The sequence below is a fragment of the Sphingosinicella sp. BN140058 genome, assembly GCF_004135585.1.
In the GTDB taxonomy this organism is placed as follows: domain Bacteria; phylum Pseudomonadota; class Alphaproteobacteria; order Sphingomonadales; family Sphingomonadaceae; genus Allosphingosinicella.
In genome coordinates, this window is record NZ_CP035501.1 from 3,774,408 (window position 1) to 3,791,293 (window position 16,886).

The window sequence follows — 16,886 nt, forward strand, 5'->3', positions numbered from 1 at the left end:
CCTGTGTCAGCTAGGTCGTGCTTCCGAGCAATTTGGTCGCTGCCTTTCTCGCAACGCCCCGTGCGACGGATGACGGGACGATCGAGGACTGGACCACGAGGATGAACCAGATCACCGAAAACGAACTTGCGGACGTACGCAGGCTGGTCGCCGAGGGGCGCTCCGTTCCCGCCGTTATCGTCGGCGCGCTCTTGGCCCGGATGGACAGGGCCGAGCGGATGCTGGCGCGCCGTTGACGTTCGCCGGCCGCGCTTCAGCTGGGACCGGCCGGCAGGCGCCTCGCGTCCGGATCAGCGGAGGAAGGCGATTCCGGTGATGATGGCGAGAAGGAGCAAGAGGGCTGCGGCGAGGAAGGGCCAGTCGGTTCCCGCGGCTCGATCCTTGAGGCGGCGCTTGGTGGTATATGAGGGCTTGAGGGAGGCTCCCCACTTGCTTCGGCGCTTTGACATGGGCTGACCCTTGCTCGGAGAGGCTGATCCGAGTCGGCAGGTTGCAGGCCGCGAAGGCTTTTCCTCGCTCCCTCGACCCGCCGAATGTATCTCGTGCTGCAGGAAAGCTGCTTACCCGCCCCCGCGCAACGGACAAGAAGGACTACGCCTTTCGGCCGAACGGGGAAGGCGCTCCCGGGCTTCGAGGCAATAAGTCTCTGAACCGAGACGAAAATACTGGCTGCTATGACCGCTCACAAGGCGAAACACCATCTTCTGCGGCGGGGTAGCGCCATTGTCCCGGTGCAATCCTTCGAGTAACCCACGACGGACCGAAATCGTTCTTCCTGCGCAACGGGATCGCGCGGGCTGGCGCGCCGGTAAGAAGACGGAAGCCGAACGTGCGAGCCGATGGCGCGATTCGGATGGGAACGCATCGGCAGAGGAGAGCAGAGGGTGCTTCAGGCCCATGGAGCATTGCCCGTGCCGACCGCTTTCGTGCGGAGGTGACGCGGTGACGATGGAAGTCCTCGTTGTCGAAGATGATCCGAAGCTTCGATCCGTGCTGAGTTCGACGGCCGAAATTGGCGGCTTCAACACGCGCGAGGCGGCGAGCGGCTCCGAGGCGATCTCGCTGGTGTCGCAAGGCGTTGGAGATGTCGTTCTGCTCGACCTTGGTCTTCCCGATTATGATGGGCGCGAGCTCCTCATTGTCTTGCGGCAGCTCTCGGACCGGCCGATCCTCGTCGTGTCGGGACGCGGTTCGGAGCGCGAGCGGGTAGAGGCGCTGGATCTGGGCGCCGATGATTTCATTGCCAAGCCGTTTATGCCGGGTGAGCTCCTGGCCCGTATTCGCGCGAGTTTGCGGCGATACGGCAAGCCAAGTGCCGCCGCCGAGCTCCAGGATCTGCCGTCCGATACGGCGGCGCGTCTGCCGGTCGCGATCGGGCCGTTCCTCATGGACCCGTTCGACCAGAGCGTGTCGTTCAACGGCGGCAAGGCGCGCTTCAGCGAAGCCGAGTATCGGATCCTTGGGGTCCTCGCGGCCGCCTCCCAAGGAATTGTAAGCCGGGCGGAGCTGCTCGCCGCTCTCTATGGGGATCATGCACCGAGCGCCTCCAAGATCGTCGACGTCTACATCTCGCGCATACGCGCAAAGCTGCGCGCGATCCCAGGCGGTCAGAATATTCTGCTGACCGTCCCCTCGAGCGGATGGCGCCTGCTGGCTCCTTCGGAGATTGCGCTGAAGGCAGGACGACACGAATAAGGACGGCGCGAAGCCGATAGCGCGATCCCTCGAAGCGGCTTGCCGTGGCGCATTACGAGGGAAAGTCCGGCGGTTTTCCAGTGGGACGGTGGGCGCATGGCGCAGCCGGACGATCCGGAGCCCGGGCGGAGGCTCGCGGATGGACATGCCTGCTTCCCGCCGCGGTGAAGCAGCCGTCCGGCAGGGCTGCCGGTTTCTCGCTCGGACGCGTCGGATCGCTCCCGTGCGACCACCAAGACGCGCGATCGAAATCTTTCCGTCACTTTTCTGTGGATAAAGTCGTCGGGCCCGCTTGATTTAAGATAGGAAAAAACGTCGTGTGCCGAGCCATGAGACGATCGCCCCCCGGAACGCTCTACGAGAGAGCGCCCTCCGCCGCGGACCGAACGACTCAGTTCAGCATCCGCTCGTCAGGCATGCCGACCTCGGCCGTGCGCCGTTACGAGGTCTGTGGGGAAGATGCCGACGGCAATATCCACAGCTTCCATACCGACAATCATGATCAGGCGGTCGATATCGCCGAAATCATGGGCGAGGACCTCGACTGCGTCAGGATCCTGGAGAACGGCTGACACCGGTTCCGGGCGTTTCTCGACGGCGTCTTCATGCGTATTCGTTGGCTGCGGCGCTTGCGACTGTCTCGTTGGGTCAGGATCGCGAGGCGTGCCGATCGACGCGAACCTCGCTCAAGTCGCAACGGAAAATCTCGGCAATATCGCCGGCGAGCTGCTCGCAATCCGTGTGGAAGCTGTGCACGAGCCCCGTCTCGTCCTTTCCCCTGGCTTCGAAGCGGCGCAGCGCCGGCGAGGGCGCACCGGCACTCCGGATCGTAAATTCGGTTGAGCGCTCCAGGCGTGCAGCTTTCGTCATATCCTGCGTCCTTCCGGCCGGCTCCAGGGCGATCGCTTCAGCTTCTCGACACGAGGACGAAGGTGCAAGGCCGGCCGTTGCGGATCGTCACGCGTCCGCCACGGCCCGCCGTGACCCGGACAGGCGCCGCCTGCCCGGGATTTCTCATTTGACGGCAAAGCCGCAATTCACCGCGGGAACGGCGCCATTGCCGCGCCCGGTCCGCAGGATGAGGTTTCCGGCTGCGTCCTGGTCGCCGGCAAGCTCGTTCAGGAACTCCTCGAGGTTGGTGTAACCGTCGCCGTCGGCGTCGAGACTGGCCTGGCTGATGCCGTTCACCGCTTCCCACCGATCATCCATCCCGTCGACATCCGAGTCCGGATAAGGCGAGCCCTGGGCGAGTGCAGGCCAGCCGCCGACCTCCGTCGGGCTGTCGATGATCTTGCCCTTGCAGGCGAGAAAGTCACCGACGACCCGTGCATCGGAGGCATCCCTCGGGAAGGCGCCGGCGAACTGGGTCACGTCGCGAACGCCCTGCGCCGCATCCGTGTAGAAGGAGACGGCCATCGGGAAAGGATAGGCAGTGACGTACTTCCAGTCCTTGGGCTCGAGGAAGAGCCGCTGATCGAGCGTGTTGTGGATCCGGCGGCCGTCGATATTGCCCTGGAGGTAAAGCCCGGCATAGCCGGGATAAGTCGAATATTCCTCCTGATAGTCGCCGCCGTAGATGGGCAGCCACGCCGAGGAGCTCGGCCCGCGGGACACCCAATTCCCGATCACGTTGGCCTCGCGCTTGACGCCGGAGCCGGCTTCGCGGGCGATCTGCAGCATCGAGAAATATTGATGCGCCATTTCGCGCATATTGTAGGATACCACGTTGACGATATCGACGCGGCCGCCAACGCCGGCATTGGGCAGGCGGTCGGTGGCATGGCCGATGAAGCTGTGGTGGACGGTGATCCCGCTGCCCTCGATGAACATGCCCTTGGCATGTTCAAGCTGCTTGTGGGTGGAGTGGCTGAGACCTTCATAGACCAGCGACCATTGTACCGTGATGTTCGACGACATCTTGGTCGAGTTGAACGGTTCATCGGTGGCCCAGGAGAGCGATACGTGATCCAGAATGGTGTTCTTCGCGCCGGCATCGACCGTCACGGCATCCGTCGTGTCCTGCTTCGCCCCTGACGTCGGGCCGGGCCGGATGCGGATGTGACGGATGATATTGTCCGGCTTGTTCAGGAAGATCGGGGAACCGGTCAGGTTCGACGGCGCATTGCGAATGGCAATGCCGCCGCCCGGAGCGGTCTGCCCGGCGATCGTCAGTGCGCCCGACGTGGGCTTGATCTGGCTGAGCAGCTCGATCGTGCCGGACACCCTGAACACGCAGGTACGGGGTCCGCTTGCCATCATGCATTCCCGAAGCGACCCGGAACCGGAATCCGCGAGCGTGGTCACCGCGAAGACCTTGCCGCCGCGGCCGCCGAGCGCACCCGCCCCGAACCCTTCCGCGGTTGGAAAAGCGCGCTGCGCTCCGCTGGGGAGCTTCGCGGGATTGTAACCGGCCGGACTTGGCACCGGCGAGGGGGTCGGGGCGGGTGTCGGAGGCGGAGCCGGCGTCGGCGTGGGTGGCGGCGGTGGTGGTGGTGGTGCGGGGGCCGGTGGCGGCGGTGGTGGGGGCGGCGCGGGCACCGGGTTGGTCGGCTTTGGCTTTGGCTTGTCAAACGCAATCGCCTCGCTGGTCGCCAGGCTTAGTACGAAGCCGCTGGCAACCAGCAAACACATGTACTTACTCTTCAACGCAAAATACCTTCATGATACAATATTGACCTCCGGCAGAAACAATGCCGAGAAGCCCAGCGTGGAGTTGAATTCGCCTGGCAAGGCGAAGACGAGGACGTGCAGGAGGAGACGGCTTGAAGTGCCGTCTTCCTGGCCGGCTTTGACACGGGCGGTGATCTATGATCCGGCCGTTCGCGCGAAGCTGGCGGCGCCCCATTGCCGGATGCGCAACTGTTAGCAATGTCGCAAATACACTATCGACCAAAAGGCGTAGTCGAATAAATGCCTTGTTACTTAACGGACGGGTCGTCCGGTTATCGCGTGTTTGACAGCTGCCGGCGGCCGGCGCGGCTCAAGCTTCGTTTCGAGGAACGGGCCGGGCGGTCGAACGATCGAAGGCGCGGCAGCGGGGCGTCGCCGGCTTTTCCCCGCTCGCACGCCACAGGTTGGGTCGGACGAAGCAGCCGGTACGCCATATCGATGGCCTTGAAGATGAGGAGTCTTGGCGCGGGGCTGGGCGGCCCCTCCACGGGCGCGCGTCAGCCGCGGGCCGGCCCGATGTCAGGTGATCGGGTGCGACCGTAAAGACGCTGCCGGAAAAACCATTCATAGGGTCGCCGTTCGAGATACAGATGGACGACGTGCGATCCCGCGAGCGAGAGTGCGGTCACGGCGACCGAGAAGGCAATCATGGACTGGGGAATTGCGTCGGTGAACAGGCCCAGCCGCAAAAATCCCTCCCGCAGCGGAAAATAGACGTACGGGTGGACGAGATAGAGGCTGTAGCTGATCGTTCCGGCATAAGCGGTGACCGGATTGGCGAGCAGCCGACCGCTGAGGCTGCCGGCGAGCGTCGCAAGATGAAAGTACAGGCCCGTGAAGAGCAGACAGGCGAGAAGGGTGGGACGATCGAATTCGTGCCACTGATAATCGTGCCGGCCCAGAGTCACGGCGTAGAGCGCGAGCAACAGAGCCGGAGCTTCGAGGAGACGCGACCACCGGCTCGCCACCTGGCCGGTCCGGGCCTGGACCAGGCGTATGACCACGCCGACCAGGAAGTAGATCGAGATCGGCTCGAACAACAGGAAGGACGCGGCCAGCGAGAAGGCGGCCGCTTTCAACAAGATGCTGTTGGTACGCAATGCCGCATGGACGCATAGCGCCGTCAGGCAATAGAAGACGACTTCATAGGAAAGGCTCCAGGCATTCGGCGTCAGCTGCTCGGTCGGTGTGAACAGGTCGAGAAAGAGAAAGCCGGCAAGCACGGCTCCGAGGCTGTTCTGCTTCGGATAGGCATTGGTCAGCGCGTTCAGGATTACGAACAAGGCCGAGAAAGTGAAGAACAACGGATAGATGCGCAGCCATCGACGAAGCGCAAACTCGCGCGGGGGGTAGCGGATTGCGCTCGGCAGGATGACATAGCCGGAGATGACGAAGAACAGATAGACACCGTAGGTCCCGAACAAGGAGGGGATCCGGACCAGGGCGACATAGTCCCGGTCTCCGGGATAGACGTGCTCGGCCGCACCCGCCAGGATGTGCGCTGCGAGGACCAGCAGGCAGGCGATACCCCGAAGGCCGTGCGCCGCCGGGCTGAAACAGGAACCGCTCATCCGCCTCCAAGCGGCGGCCGGTGGCGGGGACTGGTGCGATTGCGAGGGTGGAGCACCGCCGCGGTCACCATCGCCTGGTGGTGAGTGCCAGGATTGGGCCTTGCTCGGAGACTGACGAGGCATCGAACAGATTACCCTTGGATCGACCACGCACCTGGACCGGGCTCGCCGAGCCCGGCCTGGAGTAGCCTAGCATCGCCGGCGCGGCTTGCGCGGGCGCTTGCGGGTGAGGGGAAAGGCGTGCTTCTACCTCGAAAGGCGTAGGTCTAAATGTATCGCCGCTGGGCTCTTGCGCATTTGCGGCGGGACGTCGGCACGCCCAGGATCAGCCGGCACGCAGGAGGCCGGCCCGTGAACCAGGATCTTACCCGAGACCAGGCGATGGCACCATCTATGATGCCCAGGGATGCGGCGGGATCCCGGAGGCAATCCAGGGCGGCCGGCAATCCGTTGCTCAGGGTGGAGCCGGGGAGCGACCTGTGGGTCGCTGCCGCCCGCATGCTGCTGTTTCTGTCCGTCCTCGCCGGTGGATGGCATGTGCTCCGCCCAGGCACCCTCAACATCACCATCTCAGACATCGCGTTCGTCGGCTGTTTCGGGATCATGGTCGCCACCGGGCGCCTCAGCGGCGCTCCGTTCGGAGGGATCACCTCCTTGTGGTTCCTCGCCGTCGCCATGCTGCTCGGCGGCTTGTTCCTGAGCACTGCCGTCAATGGCGATCTCAGCCGATGGCTGGTGGTCGGCGCCCAATATAGCTTCTCGCTATGTCTCATTCCGATGCTGCTCAACTCCTATCCGGTGGAGCAGACGAGCAGGCTCCCGCTGATCTATTGCATCGGCACATTGCTCTCCGAGCTGGTCGGTATCCTTGCGATCAACCTCTTCTCCTACGGCCAGACGAGCGCGCTGCTGGGAACCAAGTTCATCACCGGCAGCGAGCGGCTCGGTGCCCTGGCCGGAGAAGCGAACTGGAACGGCGCGGTGATCGCATTCTCGGCACCGATGCTGATCTACTCGCTGCACAAGAAGCTGATCGGCTGGTTTCCGGCGCTGCTGTGCGGCGGCATCCTTGCCTGGGGATTGCTGCTGAGCGCCTCGTTCACCGGCTTCTCGGCGACCTTGCTGTCGACCTCGGTAACGCTGGTCCTCGTCGGTTGGCGACAGATGGTCCGGCTCGCGCTCGTGGTCGGGCTTGCCGGCGCGCTCTTTGTCGCGAGCGGAGCGCCGCTCCCGGCGACGTTCGAGAAGCGTGTCGCGGGCGCGATCACCAGCGGCGACCTCAACCAGGCAGGCACCTTTGCGGGCCGGGCGGAGCTGATCAAGGAAGCCTGGACAATGGCGGAGGACACGACCCTCGTCGGCCTCGGGGTAGATCGCTTCCGCGAGGAGAGCCTGCACGGCGCGCCCGTGCACCAGCTCTATCTGCTGATCTGGACCGAAGGCGGCTTCATCGCCTTTCTGGGCCTGTTGAGCATCCTCGGCGTGCTCGTCTTGCTCACCTTCAATGCGGTTCGGATCGACAGGGCCGCCGGCGCGATGGCGGCAGGCGTGCTGGTGGTCTTCCTTATCTATACGAACACCAGTGCGCACATGTATGCCCGGCTCTGGCTGATGCCGGTGATGGTTGCGCTCAGCACCGTTTATGGGGGGCGCTGGGCCGGGAGCGGCCACGACCGCCGTTGAGACACGATGCGCCGGGTAAGCCGGAGCCTGGGGGTCGGGATCTGGCGAAGGTCGGCGGCGCAGCAGCTCAGGCCGCGCGGCGCGAGAGCTGGTCGCCGCGCAGCGCATCCGCGTAGAGCTGCAGATGCGCTCTTGCGCATCCATCGATCGTGAATGCGGCGGCGGCGGACAAAGCGCCCTGCGACAGCCGTCTGTAGCCGAGCTCGTCGGTAAGCGCGGCCTGGACGGCCAACGCAAGCGCTTGCGGGTCCGATCCGGGGACCAGGATCCCGCTTCGGTTGTCGATCAGTTCCCGGTTCCCCGGCACGTCGGTCGCGACGATCGGCAACGCCGACGAGAGCGCCTCGAGAATCGCGATCGGCATGCCTTCGTACAGGGAGCAGTTCACGTAGAGGTCGGCCTCCGTCATCAGCGCCCGGACATCGCTGCGCGGGCCCAGCAATTCGACGATCGAGCCCGCGCGCTCGCTGGCCACAAGGGTTTGAAGCTCCGCCATCAGCGCACCACCGCCGGCAATCCTGATGCGCGGCGTGCGGCCGGTTGCAGCCATGGCCGTGGCCAGGTGGGACGCCGCGCGGATGAGGGTTGGATAATCTTTCTGGGGGGTCAGCGCGCCCACGCTCAGGATCATCGGCCGCTCGGCCGGCCGGGTCCGCGGCGCGGCCGCGCGGAAGGCCTCCGATGCCGCATTGGGTATCAACCGGATCGGCCGACGCGCATGCGCGCGCGCGATCCGCGCGCATTCGGGCGTGATCGCCACATATTCTCGCACGCTGAGGTCGAAGAAACGGAACATCGCCGGCGGAAAGCTAAGCCTTGTATTATGGTGGGTGAGAAGGATCGGGGCTTTGGTGCGCGCGAGCCACAGCATCGGAATGGCCCGGGCCGTATGCGCATGGATCACGTCCGGCCGAAGCTCCGCCATCAGCCGCCGCACGGCCAGCGCTCCGGAAAAAAGATTGCCGCGACGGACGAGGGAGAGCGAGCGCGCATTAATCCCCGCCCGGCGCGCCTCGGCCATCATCTCCCGCTCCGTGTCGGGGCTGTTGCCGACTGCCGCCGCATCTGCGAGCGCCACGATCGTTACCGAATGCCCGTCTCCGGCAAATTGCTTCGCCAGGTTGCAGACGAGCATCTCGGCGCCTCCCGAGGTGAAGCTGGTCAGGACAGACAAGATGCGCATGGCCTACTCCCTCCGGCCGACAATCGGGTCGCCGCCGGGAGCTCGCAATTGCGATTCCGGATTAGGCAATATGCGCCTTGGCGGACGCGACGGTTCCCGTGGCAGAAGTGTGGCATGGATCACGTCGGAGAGCCCCGGGCGCAGGCAGGGGCGGGGGAAGATTGCGGCTTTGACCGGCAGGTCCGGACACCCTTGCTGCTGCACATCGGCTATCACAAGACCGCGTCGACCTGGCTGCAGTCGAACCTGTTCGACGCGCGCGATCAGGGGTTCATGACCGATCCGGCGACTCCCCGGCACGCGCTGGTCGAGGCGCTCGTCCGACCCGACCCGCTTTTCTACGATCCGGCCGCGGCCGCCGCCGCCTATCGCCCGGCATCCGATCTTGCGCTGGCGCAAGGGCGCACGCTCGTTCTCAGTCATGAACGCCTGTCGGGTTACCCCTCGTCGGGCGGAAGGGACCGCCAGCTCATCGCCGAGCGCCTCGCCGCAACCTTTCCCGAGGCGCGGATCCTGATCGTGATCCGCGAGCAGAAGGCGGTCATCCGCTCGATGTACAGCCAGCACGTGACCGACGGCGGCGTCGAGTCGATCGAGCATTTCCTGGTCACGCCCGAGCCTCGTCTGTGCCGGAAGCCGAGCTTCTCTCTCGAATATTATTGCTACGACCGGATGCTGGACCTCTACCGGGGGCTTTTCGGAGCCGAGCGGGTACTGGTGCTTCCTTATGAGCTCCTCGCCCGCGACCCCGCCGCGTTCAGCGCGAGGATCGTCCGGCATTGCGGCGGCGCGCCGGCGCCGGTGGGAGAAGCGAAGCGCGTCAACGCGGCGCGGCCGCTCCTCATGCAGGCCGTGCAGAGACCGCTCAACATGTTGCTCTACCATAATGAGCTAAGTCCTGGCGCCTTGCTCCACATCCCCCGCTTCCACAAACGATATGCGCGCCTGCGGCCGCTCTTCGCCGCGCTTTCGCCACGCTTTCTGGAACGCCGCCTGGACGCACGGCTGCGCAATGTGATCGCCGCCCATGTCGGTGACTTCTATGCCGAGAGCAATGCCCGCACCCAGGATCTGATCGACGTCGACCTGGCGGCGCTCGGCTACACGGTGGAGGGACGGAAATGATCGCGCAGCCGCCCGGCCGCCGCCATATCGCAATCGTCACCGCCGGGCTCGGCGCAGGCGGCGCGGAGCGGGTGATCGCGCAGATCTCGGGGAGCTGGGCGGCGGTCGGCGACAAGGTCACGGTGATCAGTTTCGACCGTGGCGAGGACCGTGTCTATCATGGCTTGCCCGAGCGCGTCGACGTCGTGAAACTCGGGCTTCCGCGACAAGCCGGCGCATCCGGCCTGATCGCGCGGATCCGGGCCCTTCGCTCCGCGCTGCGCAGGCTGGATCCGGACGTCGTGGTGAGCTTCCTCACCAAGATCAACATCCTGACCCTGATCGCGACCATCGGCCTCCGGGTGCCGGTGGCAGTGGCGGAACGAAACAATCCGGAGCGGCAGGATGCCCATTTCCTGTGGCGGCTGACCTCGAGCCTCGTCCATGCCCGTGCGAGCCTCGTCATCTGCCAGACCCAAGGGAGCGTCCGCTGCATCCCGCGTACGGCCCGCCGCCGCGTGAAGGTGATCCCCAATCCGGTCAGTCCCGCCGACTTCAGGCCGGTGTCGGCCGGAGCACCGGTGCTCGTCGCCGTCGGGCGCCTGACCCGGCAGAAAGGGTTCGATCTCCTCGTCGACGCCTTTGCCACGATCGCCGACGCTCACCCGGCCTGGGAGCTGCATATCTGGGGCGAAGGACCCGAGCGAGCCGCGCTCGCCGGGCGGGCCGCGGCGGTCGGATTGTCGTCGAGGATCCTCTTGCGCGGCCTCAGCGCCGAACCGGGAAGCTGGCTGATCCATGCCGATGCCTTCGTGCTGTCTTCCCGCTACGAAGGCTTCCCCAACGTGCTCGGAGAAGCCCTTGCCGCCGGTCTGCCGGTCGTCGCCACCAACTGCGATTTCGGGCCCTCCGACCTCGTCCGGGACGGGCAGAATGGATTGTTGGTCGCCCCGGACGACGTCGCCTCGCTCGCCGCCGGGCTCGATCGGCTGCTCGGAGACGAAGCACTGCGCGCGCGGCTCCGGACCGAAGCGCCGGAAGCGGCGATCCGGTATGCGCCCGAACGCATCTTCCTCGCATGGAACGACGCGGTCACCTCGCTTGGCGGCACTCCGCCGGTGCGCGGCGAATGCCCTCAGCCGAGCGCGGCATAGAGTTCCGCGACGCGGGCGCAATGATGCTCCTGGCCGAAGCGGGTCATGGCATCCTCCCGGGCCAGGCCGGCAAGCCGCGCCGCGAGAGCGGGATCGTCCGCAAGCGCGCAACAGGCCTCCGCGAGCGCGGATGAATCCTCGGGCGGGACGAGAAAGCCGAGCGCGCCGTTCCGCAATGCCTCGACATTGCCTCCTGAGCGGGTCGCCACGATCGGGGTGCCGACCAGCATGGCCTCGACCAGTGTTCGCCCGAACGGTTCGCCGATCGCGGGGACGACGAGCTGGTCGCAAGCCGCGATCCATTCGGCGCCCGGAGAGCGATACCCCATCAGCCGCACGACGTCTTCGGCTCCGGCTTCTTCGATCCGGCTCCTCATGGCGGCCTCCATTCCCGGCTCCTCCGGGCATCCGAACATCAAGCCGGCCACCGGCCGGTGCGAGCGCAGGTCCCTGATCCGCGCGATGGTGTCGATGAAGGCGAGGGGGCGCTTGCGGTGAATGAAGCTGCCGAAATAGCCGAGGACCAATGTGTCCTGCGGCAACCCCGTCTCCTCGATCAGTGCCGCCCTGGCGCGCACCCGATCGGGCCGGATCGAGGTGTCGAACGGGCTGTGCAGCACTTCGGCCTTGCCCGCCGCCGACCAGAGGCCCGGCGCCGGGAGCGCGAAGGTCGAGACCGCGAGCACCCGGTCGGCCAGCAAGGGTGCGAGCAGCCGCAGGCCGCGCGCGGAGGGATCACCGCGATGGTGCCATACCAGACGGGCTCCGGCGAGGCGGGCGGCCAGGGCCCAACTCGCATGGGTGCGCCCGTCATTGCTGTGAACGATGTCGACTCCGTGGCGGCGCAGGAAGCGGACCTTGGCGCCGAGGCCCGCCATCGCCTGCAAGGCCTCCCTCGCGCCGACCCGCCCGCCTGGCCCGGGCGGTCCCGCCTGCGCCTCGGGGCTTGGCAGGATCTCCTCACCCGCGAACAGCCGGGCGATGGCGCCGTCGCCGACCTGAGGCACGACGAGAATGCGGAGTCGCAGGCGATCGAGACCGGCGAGGAGGCCGAGCACCGATATGTGGCTGCCGCCGACCGTGTCGCCGGTGAAGGGGAAGCAGATCGTCCGGCGGCCGCTCGTCGCCGATCCGCCCGGCCTGGTCATCGCGCGGCGCTCACCATGGCCGTGCGCGGCTCCGGCATGCGCTCGAATGCAGCGTCCGCCGCTTGCGGAGCGGCGCTCGTCCCGATCGCGCTGTAGGCAAAGCCGGCGGCTGCCGCCGCGTCGCGGCGATAGATGTTGCGCAGGTCGATCAGGCACCGGCGGCGCATGACGGCGCCGAGCCGTTCAAGGTCGAGGGCCCGGAACACGTCCCATTCCGTGACGATGGCAACGGCATCCGCGCCTTCGGCCGCCTCGTAGGGATCTGCAGCCATGGTGGCCCCGGGCACCAGCAGGCGCGCGGCATCCATCCCTTCGGGATCGTAGGCGCGGACTTCGACCCCGGCATCTTCCAGGGCCTGGATGATCGCGATCGACGGCGAGTCCCGCATGTCGTCGGTGTTGGGCTTGAAGGTCAGGCCGAGCACCGCAACCCGGCTGCCCCGTGCCGGGCGTCCGAGCGCCCGGATGATCCTCCGGCCCATTGCCCGCTTGCGGGCGTCGTTCACGGCGGCCACCGCCTCCACGACCCGCAGCGGCGTCTCATGGTCCTGTGCGGTCTTGAGCAAAGCGAGCGTGTCCTTGGGGAAGCAGGATCCGCCGTAACCGGGGCCGGCGTGGAGGAATTTGGCGCCGATCCGGTTATCGAGGCCCATCCCGTGCGCGACATTCTGGACGTCGGCGCCGACCGCCTCGCAGAGATCGGCAAGCTCGTTGATGAAGGTGATCTTGGTCGCGAGAAACGCATTGGCGGCATATTTGGTGAGCTCGGCGCAGCGACGACCCATTCGTACCACCGGCGAGCGGTTGAGGAAGAGGGGGCGATAGACTTCCTCCATTACCGCCGCCGCACGGGCGCTTTCCGCGCCGATCACGATCCGGTCGGGCCGCTTGAAATCGCTGATCGCGGCGCCCTCCCGGAGGAATTCGGGATTGGACACGACGTCGAACTCCGCATCCGGCGCGACGTCGCGCAGGATCGCCTCGACCTCGTCGCCCGTGCCGACCGGAACCGTCGACTTGGTCACGATCACCGTATAGCCGGCCAGGTTGCTGCCGATCTCGCGGGCGGCCGCATGAACGTGGCTGAGATCGGCGTGGCCGTCGCCGCGCCGCGACGGCGTTCCGACCGCGATGAAGACGACGTCCGCGCCGGCGACGGCGGACGCCAGCTCGAGCTCGAACCGGAGGCGGCCCGAACTGGCGTTGCGCATCACCAGTTTCTCGAGGCCGGGCTCGTAGATCGGCATTCGGCCATGCTTGAGCGCCGCGACCCTGTCGACGTCCTTGTCGACGCAGGTGACGTCATGGCCGAAGTCGGCGAAGCAGGCTGCCGAAACGAGGCCGACATAGCCGGCGCCCACGATCGTGATGCGCATCTCATGAATCTCCTTGAAGCGAGGGTCGGGCGCTGGATGGCGGGGCGGCGGTCAGCCGCCGGTGAAGGTGATCGAGGAATTCGTCGAGATTGTAGTCGCCGTCCTCGTCGGCATCGCCCCAGGCATCGGGTCGCTGCGGGTCGGTGCGCATTTGCCGTTCCCAGTCGTCGGCCATGCCGTCCCGGTCCTGGTCCGGATACGGGGCGGTGGCGTCGCTCGTCGGCGGGATCGAGCCGGGCGCGGTCTTGATCCTGCCGCGCCGCGTCCGCACGTCCTCGATCACGCGCCTGTCGATGTCGTCGCGCGGGAAGGCGCCGGCCCCGGCGAGCACGCGCCCATAGGCCTGGTCCGGCGTCAGCGGCACGATCGTCATCGGACAGGGCGGCTGCGCCACCGTGGCGGGCGCAAGCAGCGGCGAGGTATGGACGAACTTGCCGTCGAAGCGGTTGTCCCAGAGATAGATTCTGGACAGGCCCTTGGCACCGATGATCTCGCGATCGATCCCGACCGCATGGCGCGCGGTATTGGGGCCGCCGCGGAAGTAATTTCCGGCGATGGCCACCGGCGTTCCGCCATAGCTTTCCCAGACTTCGGCAAATTGGGAGTTCGCATTGTAGAAGACGTTGTTGATCACCTCGACGCAGGATCGCGGCTCGAAATTGATGTCGGGATTCCGGTCGCCGCTGTGCGCGCACAAATTGCCGATGAAGCTGACATTTTGCGGCCCGTCCGGGTCGCTGCCGAGCAAGGCGCATTTGTCGTGCGGCGGTATGCCTTCCGCGAAGATCGACCAGCTGATCGTCACCCGGTCATTGTCGCCATAGGGATTGACCAGCTCGTCGCGAGCCCAGCTGCCGCTGACATGATCGAGAATGACGTTGCGGCTGTTCTCGATGGTGAAGGCATCCTCGCCGGCGGGATCGGGGCCGAACGTGTCGAGCCGCACCCGCACGTGGCGGATCACGACGTCATGGGTGCCCTTGACGATGATCGGGGTGCGGCCGGCACCGTCGGCGCTGTTGGCGATGGTGATCCCGATGCCCGGCGCCGTTTGTCCGGCGATGGTCAGATAGGGGTTCTTGATCGCCGGCGAGGCGCCTTCGAACCGGATGATCCCGCTCACCCGGAACACGCAAACTCGGGGGCCTTCCTCCTCGATGCAGCGCCTCAGCGTGCCCGGCCCGCGATCGGTCAGGCTGTCGACATAGAGGATCCGGCCGCCGCGGCCGCCCCGGCTGGTCGCGCCATGACCGATCGCCCCGGGAAAGGCGAGCTCGCCGGAAACTGGTGCCGGGGGCGGCGGCGCCGCGGCCTCGGTCGGCTCGGAACAGGATGGCAGCAGGGCCAATGCGAGAGCAAGCAGTGGCCGCTCATAGCGGGATTGGCGAAGGGCTGCATGAGGGGCGGGGCGGCTCGGCATCACGCGCTCAGAATTGCAGCCTGAGCTCGAGCGCGCCGCGGAAACGCTCGAAGTCATCGCCCGGACGGCTGCTTTCGCGGTCGGCGTAGCGGCCGCTGAGCGCGACTGCGACGCGGCGGTTGACGAGATATTCGACCTCGCCATAGCCGCCGAGCGTCTTCTCGACGACGCTGGTGCCAAGAAATGCCGATCGGCGATAGACGAGGCCACCCTGCCAGTGGAGGTTGCGCCGGGCCTCCTGCTGGATGCCGAGGCGCACACGCGTGTCCTCCCGCGCATAAGCGCCGCTGCGGACTGTGGCAGCGTCTCCGTGGAAGCCGTCGAGGGTGAAAGCGAGCCGCGCCCGCGGCTGGTAGATGAGCGCGGCCTGCGCCGAAAAGCCCGTCCGGGCGGAAAGCGTAGGATCCTGGGGATTGAACCTGAAGATGCCGGCTCCGGCTTCCCCCCGGAGCACGCCGCCCGGATCGATCGCGATCCCGATCCTGCCGCCGGTGGTCGCGGAATCGCGATCGACGCCGCTGGCGTCCCGGGCAAGCGCGAAGTCGCGGCGATTGTAGAACAGCTCCGCGAAGGCGCTGCTGAGATCGCTCAGCAGGTAGCGGATCCGGCCGCTGAGCGAGAGGCTGTCATGGTCGCGCTCGCGATCGACCGCGCTGACATGATCGAAGCGGGCGCCGGTCCCGCGAATCCGGAAGCCGATCCGGGTTCCCGTCCGGTTATAGCCGAACTCGGCACGCGAGATGTCGATCAGCCGGGGGCCGGTGGTCGGCGTGGTGCGCGCCTCGGGATCGCCGCGCGATTCGACCGCGCGTTCGTAGGAAGCCAGAGCAGTGATGGAGTCGGTCGCCCGCAGCCGGAACTCGCCGGTCGCGCCGATGCTTGCCGCCGTCGAATCCTCCGTGGTGACGTCGAAGAAGCGCTCCGCCCGGGCATTGGCCCACCCGGTCAGCCGATAGCGATCCTTGTCGAGCACCGCGGTCACGGCCGGCGCGATGACGACCTTGAAATCGGACGTGACATCGTGCGACTGGGCATAGACATTGCTGTCATATTCGAGGCGAACGTCGCCGTTGAAGAAAAGCCGGGTGTCGCCCACGGTCACCGGCGTGCGCGGATAATCACTCTCGGCGGTGCCGATCACCGGCGTTGCGCGGCTGAGCTCCTGCGCATCGCCGAGCGCGGGTGCCACCAGGGCGAGCGTGGCAGCCGAAAGAGCGAGCGGGCCGGTGACGCGCTTCATCCGCTCAGAACCACTTCTCGTAGACAACGATCGTGTCGCCCGGCATCACCCAGGAGGTATCCGAGGCACGCGTGGTCACCGGCCGTCCGCCGACCACCCGGGTGATCGCAACCCGCCCCTGGACGGCGCGATAGGTGTAGCCGCCCGCGGCGGAGACGGCGGCGAGCACCGCCATGCCGGGGCGGAACTGATATTCGCCCGGATTCCGGACCTCTCCGGTGACGTAGACCGGCCGCAGCTTGACCGGCTGGATGCTGACGCTCGGTGCAACGAGATATTCGCCTGCGACCAGCTTAGCGGCGATCGACTTCTCGAGTTCGCTGACGGTGAGGCCGGCCGCCGGTACCGCGCCAAGCACCGGCAGCGAAAGCTCGCCGCGGTCGTTGATCGCATAGGTGGTATTGCCTGTAGGGTCGGTGCCGCTCAGGCCCGGCACGACGATCCGAAGCTCGTCGCCGGTGCCAAGCCGGAACTCGGCCGCCTCTGCACCGGCGAGCTGCGGAAGGTCGCCAAGGCCGCTCGAACAGGAAGCGGCAAGCAACAGTGCCGCGGCACAAAGGACTTTCAAACCTGGACCGGGCATCTGACATCTCCAACTCGGATCGGGCGCCTAGAAGACTAGACCCCGCGCCGCCGATTCGG

General features: G+C 66.4%; 16 protein-coding genes. 7 read left to right on the forward strand and 9 right to left on the reverse strand.

All coding sequences use genetic code 11. The features are described 5' to 3' along the window. The first annotated feature begins 17 nt into the window (after positions 1-17). The gene (locus tag ETR14_RS28435; protein WP_165356486.1) at positions 18-236 is read left to right on the forward strand and encodes a hypothetical protein; all 219 of its coding nucleotides are present in this window, start codon (positions 18-20) and stop codon (positions 234-236) included. Between the two features lie 54 nt (positions 237-290). Here the strand turns inward: ETR14_RS28435 and ETR14_RS28440 are convergent, their stop codons facing one another. Then, positions 291-449 (reverse strand): hypothetical protein, encoded by a 159-nt coding sequence (locus ETR14_RS28440; protein WP_165356487.1) that lies wholly within the window; start codon positions 447-449, stop codon positions 291-293. Positions 450-948: 499 nt separating this feature from the next. On the opposite strand from ETR14_RS28440, the gene ETR14_RS16965 reads away from it, so the two are divergent. From ETR14_RS16965 to ETR14_RS16975, 3 genes are all read left to right on the forward strand, one after another. After that, the gene (locus ETR14_RS16965; RefSeq protein ID WP_243455928.1) at positions 949-1,695 is read left to right on the forward strand and encodes a response regulator transcription factor; all 747 of its coding nucleotides are present in this window, start codon (positions 949-951) and stop codon (positions 1,693-1,695) included. Positions 1,696-2,024: 329 nt separating this feature from the next. Beyond that, complete coding sequence (locus ETR14_RS16970) at positions 2,025-2,267, forward strand: hypothetical protein (RefSeq protein ID WP_129386503.1); 243 nt, start codon at positions 2,025-2,027, stop codon at positions 2,265-2,267. Between the two features lie 91 nt (positions 2,268-2,358). Beyond that, positions 2,359-2,538, forward strand: a complete 180-nt coding sequence (locus tag ETR14_RS16975) for a hypothetical protein (protein ID WP_129386506.1) — start codon at positions 2,359-2,361, stop codon at positions 2,536-2,538. Positions 2,539-2,709: 171 nt separating this feature from the next. On the opposite strand, the gene ETR14_RS28935 is transcribed toward ETR14_RS16975, so the two are convergent. After that, positions 2,710-4,326, reverse strand: a complete 1,617-nt coding sequence (locus tag ETR14_RS28935; RefSeq protein WP_206185857.1) for a hypothetical protein — start codon at positions 4,324-4,326, stop codon at positions 2,710-2,712. 536 nt (positions 4,327-4,862) lie between these two features. Further along, complete coding sequence (locus tag ETR14_RS16985; RefSeq protein ID WP_165356489.1) at positions 4,863-5,936, reverse strand: acyltransferase; 1,074 nt, start codon at positions 5,934-5,936, stop codon at positions 4,863-4,865. A gap of 351 nt (positions 5,937-6,287) precedes the next feature. On the opposite strand from ETR14_RS16985, the gene ETR14_RS16990 reads away from it, so the two are divergent. Further along, positions 6,288-7,619, forward strand: coding sequence for an O-antigen ligase (locus ETR14_RS16990; RefSeq protein WP_129386512.1), 1,332 nt, complete (start codon positions 6,288-6,290; stop codon positions 7,617-7,619). Between the two features lie 67 nt (positions 7,620-7,686). On the opposite strand, the gene ETR14_RS16995 is transcribed toward ETR14_RS16990, so the two are convergent. Beyond that, positions 7,687-8,802 (reverse strand): glycosyltransferase, encoded by a 1,116-nt coding sequence (locus tag ETR14_RS16995; RefSeq protein ID WP_129386515.1) that lies wholly within the window; start codon positions 8,800-8,802, stop codon positions 7,687-7,689. Positions 8,803-8,916: 114 nt separating this feature from the next. On the opposite strand from ETR14_RS16995, the gene ETR14_RS17000 reads away from it, so the two are divergent. Both ETR14_RS17000 and ETR14_RS17005 read left to right on the forward strand, forming a co-directional pair. After that, a complete protein-coding gene (locus ETR14_RS17000) occupies positions 8,917-9,927 on the forward strand; it encodes a sulfotransferase (protein WP_165356490.1) in 1,011 nt (336 codons plus the stop codon). Further along, positions 9,924-11,060, forward strand: a complete 1,137-nt coding sequence (locus ETR14_RS17005) for a glycosyltransferase family 4 protein (protein WP_129386521.1) — start codon at positions 9,924-9,926, stop codon at positions 11,058-11,060. The genes ETR14_RS17000 and ETR14_RS17005 overlap by 4 nt, the downstream gene beginning before the upstream one ends. Here ETR14_RS17005 and ETR14_RS17010 read toward each other — a convergent pair. The 5 genes from ETR14_RS17010 to ETR14_RS17030 all read right to left on the reverse strand — a co-directional run bounded on the left by ETR14_RS17010 (position 11,042) and on the right by ETR14_RS17030 (position 16,827). Further along, positions 11,042-12,208: a glycosyltransferase family 4 protein gene (locus ETR14_RS17010; protein ID WP_129386524.1), complete on the reverse strand. Its 1,167-nt coding sequence runs from the start codon at positions 12,206-12,208 to the stop codon at positions 11,042-11,044. The two genes, ETR14_RS17005 and ETR14_RS17010, sit on opposite strands and share 19 nt — an antisense overlap. Further along, positions 12,205-13,584, reverse strand: a complete 1,380-nt coding sequence (locus ETR14_RS17015; protein WP_129386527.1) for a UDP-glucose/GDP-mannose dehydrogenase family protein — start codon at positions 13,582-13,584, stop codon at positions 12,205-12,207. The genes ETR14_RS17010 and ETR14_RS17015 overlap by 4 nt, the downstream gene beginning before the upstream one ends. A 1-nt stretch (position 13,585) precedes the next feature. Then, positions 13,586-14,932 carry a polysaccharide lyase family 1 protein gene (locus tag ETR14_RS17020; RefSeq protein WP_129386530.1) on the reverse strand — a complete coding sequence of 449 codons (1,347 nt, stop codon included), beginning with the start codon at positions 14,930-14,932 and terminating at the stop codon, positions 13,586-13,588. 79 nt (positions 14,933-15,011) lie between these two features. Then, on the reverse strand, positions 15,012-16,244 hold the full coding sequence (locus tag ETR14_RS17025) for an outer membrane beta-barrel protein (RefSeq protein ID WP_129386533.1): 1,233 nt from the start codon (positions 16,242-16,244) through the stop codon (positions 15,012-15,014). 4 nt (positions 16,245-16,248) lie between these two features. After that, entirely contained in the window at positions 16,249-16,827 is a 579-nt protein-coding gene (locus tag ETR14_RS17030; protein ID WP_129386535.1) for a polysaccharide biosynthesis/export family protein, read from the reverse strand. Between the last annotated feature and the right edge of the window lie 59 nt (positions 16,828-16,886).